Origin of the sequence: Iodobacter sp. CM08 (assembly GCF_033446605.1) — a bacterium.
Taxonomy (GTDB): Bacteria; Pseudomonadota; Gammaproteobacteria; order Burkholderiales; family Chitinibacteraceae; genus Iodobacter.
Genome location: NZ_JAWQUO010000075.1, coordinates 1 through 5,703, shown reverse-complemented (window position 1 = coordinate 5,703; position 5,703 = coordinate 1). Strand labels below are relative to the sequence as shown.

The 5,703-nt window shown below is 41.6% G+C and carries 5 protein-coding genes; all 5 read right to left on the bottom strand.

Annotated elements, in window-relative coordinates:
- Nucleotides 1-3 precede the first annotated feature (3 nt).
- Nucleotides 4-1,068: a putative type VI secretion system effector gene (locus tag R6242_RS21850; RefSeq protein ID WP_318430951.1), complete on the bottom strand. Its 1,065-nt coding sequence runs from the start codon at nucleotides 1,066-1,068 to the stop codon at nucleotides 4-6.
- 71 nt (nucleotides 1,069-1,139) lie between these two features.
- The gene (locus R6242_RS21845; protein ID WP_318430950.1) at nucleotides 1,140-2,111 is read right to left on the bottom strand and encodes a putative type VI secretion system effector; all 972 of its coding nucleotides are present in this window, start codon (nucleotides 2,109-2,111) and stop codon (nucleotides 1,140-1,142) included.
- A 111-nt stretch (nucleotides 2,112-2,222) separates the two neighbouring features.
- Nucleotides 2,223-2,924, bottom strand: a complete 702-nt coding sequence (locus R6242_RS21840; protein ID WP_318430949.1) for a putative type VI secretion system effector — start codon at nucleotides 2,922-2,924, stop codon at nucleotides 2,223-2,225.
- Between the two features lie 36 nt (nucleotides 2,925-2,960).
- Nucleotides 2,961-3,662 (bottom strand): putative type VI secretion system effector, encoded by a 702-nt coding sequence (locus R6242_RS21835; RefSeq protein ID WP_318430947.1) that lies wholly within the window; start codon nucleotides 3,660-3,662, stop codon nucleotides 2,961-2,963.
- A 2-nt stretch (nucleotides 3,663-3,664) separates the two neighbouring features.
- Nucleotides 3,665-5,703, bottom strand: a 2,039-nt coding sequence (locus R6242_RS21830) for a T6SS effector BTH_I2691 family protein (protein ID WP_318430945.1), incomplete at its 5' end; no start/stop codon positions are given.

The window sequence follows — 5,703 nt, the reverse complement described above, 5'->3', positions numbered from 1 at the left end:
TGATTAATACCTGAAATACATACTGCCAAATGCCGCTGATAATGATGGTTTGACGGGGCCTTCAGTCTCTGCGGCGTGTGCAGCGAGGTATTCGGCGTATTCTGCATTTGCTTTATCTTTGGCCGCTTTTTTAGCCGCCGCTTTAGGCGAAAGTGCTTTGGCGGCGGCAGCATCTTTAGCGGCTTTGGCAATCGCTGATTTAGAAGGCGGTGCTTTGGCTGCTACAGGAGGGACGGGTAATGGATTCATCTTTGATCTTTTCGGCAAATCCACACTTGATGGGTTTTCTAAACCGAGCGCTTTAAAAACATGAGTTGCAACAGTCACAAACTTCATGGTTTTCCATGAATAATTGATCGCAAATGCCCCCATGAATACGTAAAGAAATAAAGGTACTGGCCAATTTTCAATAATTGTATGAACAATCCCCCCCCCCCCAAACTTCCCAAGCAAAGCGATGATCATAGCTATAGAAATGGCAACTAATCCTTTTTCCCCAAAAAACAAATAAATAAACAAAGGAAAAAACATGCCAAAAAATACAACAAAAAAACTGATTATTGGGTGATCATCCATAAGAATAAACATAAAAGGAAGCAGTGCCCCGGCCCACCCAAAGACTCCAGTTACCCCGACAAACCATAAATAACCCGTTTTTCGTATATGCGCCGCCTTTCCCCGCGAACAATGGGGATAAAGCGCTATCATCCTATCGTCAGGTCTTGCAATAGCCGCTAATTCAAAATACCCATTATTCCATTCGCCCACCACCTCTACATGGTCATCGTTCTTAAACGGGCTACACCATACCCAGCCTTTAACTTTAATATTATCAATTTCAAATTCTAAATAATCAGCTTCTTCTTCCATATCAGATGCTGATATGGCCGTGCCCATTGCCTGACCGCTATTACCTACCAAAGCGGCCCCAATCGCCGCCATACCCATGACATTTTGATCGTTCTCAGTAAAAAAGAAATTAGCGCGAGCACGGGTTTCTTTATAGTTTTTAATTTGACCACTGATTTTAATTACGCCAGAAGCTGATGTTTTTTTCTCAACATGCAATACGCATACTCCTTGCAATGGTAAGTGCATTTTTGAATGATAGGCCCCATCTATTGTACTTAGGTGATAGTTTAGTATTTAAAATACATAGAGCCCAAACTCATTTCGCTCTGACTTAGTAATGAATTATCTTTTATTTCTTTCTTGTTTTTTCTTTTTTTACTCTCTTTTATCGCTTCATTTTCTTTTTTCACTTTTCTTTCTTTTATTAATTTTAAAAGTTCTGCCTGCGATGTTTTTGGCAAATCTATATTTGATGGGTTTTCCAAGCCTAGAGCATCAAAAACATAAGTCGCCACATTAACAAACTTCATCGTTTTTCGTGAGTATAGAATCGCAAATATCCCCATAAATATATAGAGCACAACAGGGGCGGGCCAAGCTACACGTATTGCTAGAATAAAATCATCAAGGCTATATGTATATATTAATGGAGAAAAAAGTAGGCCCATACTCGCCAGCAGGCCTTTTTTTCCAAAGAATAGCCACATTAATGGGGGCACTAAAAAACAAAAACTGGCAACCAAAATGCTAATCAAAGATTCTCCGAGAGCGATTTGCAAAGCAATAACAGCAGCGGTCAAGCCGAACATTCCTGTCACGCCAAGAAACCACCATTTAATCGCATTCTTTATATGGGCGCGCTTGCCACGTGAGCAATGCGGGTAAAGGGCAATGGTTCGATCTGCAGGGCGGGCAATGGCAACTAATTCAAAATAATTATCCCGCCATTCGCCAACAACATCCACAATATCATTGTTGGCAAATGGGCTACGCCAAACCCAGCCCTTAATGGCCTTGCCATCCATTTCAAACTCTACATAGTCAGCTTCTTCTTCCATATCCGATGCGGAAATCGCCGCGCCCATTGCCAGCCCACTTGAGCCAATTGCCGCACTGGCAATGGCTGCTAAACTCATCGCTTTGTTGTCGTTTTGAGTAAAGAAAAAATTGGCATGTTCACGTGTTGATTTGTAGTTGCTAATCAGGCCGCTGATTTTTACTAATCCAGACGTTGAGGGGGGGGGCTCAATAGGCAACATTATGATGCTAACTCCTTTCTTGCGTTGTCGAGTGCATGCTTCATTTCTTCACTGTTTATTGCTTGTTTAAATTTATATTTATATCATAAAAACTAGTGATTTAAATATAGCTCAATACCATAATTCCAATCCACTTCCTTCGTTCCAAGGAACATTGTTCTTCTTTCGAAAAGCCTTGCTAGTCTTGTGGAGGTCAACCCATTTTGGATTTTCAAACCCAAAGGCAGTAAATACTTTATTTGCTGCAATAGAAAAATGATAAAGGCGGGGGAGCATCCAACTAACGCCAATGGCAATAAGCGCAAATCCCATTATTGTAATATCAACCACAACATGAATAGGGACGCTGCCGTCCCATCCTATAGCGGCAAGTAATAAAACACCAATAACAATGGCCGAGCTAAATAATAGCCAAAGCTTAATGCCGCTAATGACACCAGCAAGACTACCCCGGCTCATATACGGATATAACCAAATTGATCGGGAAGACGACCTACGTAGCCCTAGCACTTCTGCCCCTTGCTCCCGATCTTCATATACCAATTCAATTTCATCGCCGTTTTTAAATCCTGCTACTCGTGTGCAACCTGCATATTGCACCCCATTTATATCAAATGAATACATATCCACTTCATCTGCACCACCTTCTGAATTGGCAGAAGTTTGCACTGCAGCTGCGCCCATTCCGGCGACAGCAAAAACGATTGCACTTACTCCAGCAGCCTCTTTCATATGAGGGCTATAAAGTATATTTTGCTGGGTACGTACAATTTGTAGATTTTCAATAATTCCACGGTCTGTTTTTAATTTCATTTTTAAATCCAAACAGTAGATAATTTAAATATGAATTCAATACCATAAATCCAATGAGTTTTTAACTGTCCAAACTATTTTGTTTTTCTTACGAAATACCTTTGTGGTTTTATGGAGGTCAACCCATTTAGGATTTTCGAAACCAAATTTGGAAAATACTTCACTTGCTGCAATAGAAAATCGATAAAGACGAGGAAGCATCCAGCTAACACAAATAGCAATAAGTACAAAGCTAATCAGAGTAATATCTATCGCAACATGAGCAGGAAAAGTACCGCTCCATGCCACTACGGCAAATAATACAAAACCCAAAGAAGTTACCGAGCTAAATAATAACCAAAGTTTAACCCCACTAATAATACCTGCGATACTGCCACGGCTCATATATGGGTATAGCCAAATTGATCGAGTGGAGAATCTACGTAGCCCTAGTACTTCTGCTCCTTGCTCCCGATCTTCATAGACTAATTCAATTTCATCTCCGTTTTGAAATCCTGCTACTCGTGTACAGCCAGCATATTGCACCCCATTTATATCAAATGAATACATATCCACTTCGTCTGCACCACCTTCAGAGTTAGCAGAAGTTTGCACTGCCGCAGCACCCATTCCGGCTACAGCAAAAACAATAGCACTTACTCCAGCGGCTTCTTTCATGTGCGGGCTATAAAGTATGTTTTGTTGGGTACGCACAATTTGTAGGTTTTCAATAATCCCAACATCTGTTTTTAAGTTCATTTTTAAACCCCAACCGCATAAGTGGCTTTGTACAACATCTCATTTTGAATTTTTAATGTCCAGTTCTTATCACGCTTCAAGCCAAATACACACTTTTCGCACCATTCTTGTAGTTCATTATCAGTCAGTTGCCAAATTAACAATTGAATACCAAGTGCTACAAAATTAAGCGTTAACCCCAGTCCCATGACAATCGCACGGTACATGACTAACTTAGTTGCTGCTTCTGAAGCCAGTTTAATTAGTGCCGCTCTAGCTATGTTTTTTGCCATTTGACGCTCAGCAACAACTTCAAGCCATGGACCACAATAAGAGAATGCCGACAACAAATTAGCAATAGAACCTAGACCTGTAGCTATCATATTTACTACTGCTAATCGGTATAAACTGACTTTCCGTGCGTTTTCATATCTTCCAGCCTCATTCAGTGCAAGATAAACACTCCCAATTGATGCAACCCCACTTAACATCCCCCCTAAGAACTTAAGCTTTTGAAACGTATAAGAAGATTCTTCTAATGCACCTTTAACTACATTGGCATACACATCCGTAGCTGCCGATGCCAGCGAAGCCACGCCAGCAGCTATCGTAATCATTGATTTACTATCGGCCTTGGCAGAGTAGCTGCACTTAGCAAGGTTAAATGCCTCTAGCATGGCCACTACCATTGCTAAACGTGCATCTTTGGCGGCATTGAATCGCTTATCTTTACCCGGTACATCGGCATTTTCAGCGAGTTTGCTCCACTTTTCTTGCAATACAGCGGCATTGGGCCGTAGTTTGCCGCCATCTTCCATAGCATTAGCAAAGACTTCTGCCGTTTGCATGCGCCTTAGCATCGCAGCACGATCAAGGTTTTCACGTACAGCTTGTTCATTTACTAAACCGAGCACCGCATTAACGTGCGCCCCAGCCCGAAGTAGAAATAAGCTTTGAAATACTTTTTCTTTAATCACGCTATCAATCATTTTAGCTGCAAAGCTATGGCTTAAAAGCCGATCACCCGTCGTAGCAAAAATCCCTAAGAAGCCAAACAATTTGGCTTCTTTCATTTTCCCTTCTGATATGGCCCGCAGATTGGTGTTTTCAAATGTTTGTGCTTTTTTATAGAGATCCGCTATTTTATTCCATTTGATATTTGCCAAAACACTGGCCCATGCTACAGGTGTAAGCACAATATTGCTGCCTGCTTTGGCCTCTAGCAGTAATTTATCAATTTCTGGAATGGCTTCTTTTTGATTAAGTGCAAAAGCACGCCAGAGTAAATTGCTTTTAACACTGGCTTTGCCTTCCATGATCCAAGCATCAATCTTGGCTTTGCCTGATTTACTGGTACCCATACCCAAAATAGCGTGGCTAATCACCTGTTCAAATTGCACACCGTCTTTAATGTTCGAAGGATGAAAGTCTTCTAAAGTATCGATAAACAGCGGGGCATCCAGCCATTTCAACAGAAGGGTAGTGCGTTGCTCAATCAGGGCATCTGCTTTGCTTAGCAGAGATTCCAGATTATTATTAAATGTATTAAAAACATTTGGATCGATCTTTGTACTGTATTTGTCCCAGCTATGGGCCATTTTAAGTTTTTTATAATGCTGTGATTGTTCTGAATTGGCGCGTCTATCCTCTGCCTCTCGAGCGGGAGCATCTCTTTTAGCGCGCTCGGCTTCAATCGCCGCCAGTTCTTTATTTAATTTGGCCTGATCATGATCATCGTTAAATTGAACATTCGCAGCAATTTTTCTTCTTGTTAAATCTGGATAGTTCTCTAAAGAGCCGGTGCGTTTACCGGGGAAATGCCTCGCCTCCGCTTCTGCTTCTGCCCCCGCTTTATTTGAGAGTGCTTTTTTCAGCCCTTCAATAGAGCTTAAGGTACTAAGCTCCAGCTCCCTTTCTGTCGTGAATTGCTTCAAGAGTCCAGCAGGATCACTTCTAAATCCGTTTAGTTCATTCGCCGTGCCAATTGCATCCCACAAGGCCATGATTTGTGGCGTATTACTTCCCCCTGTGCTTTTTTTTGCGCGTGCCTGCATAAATTGCA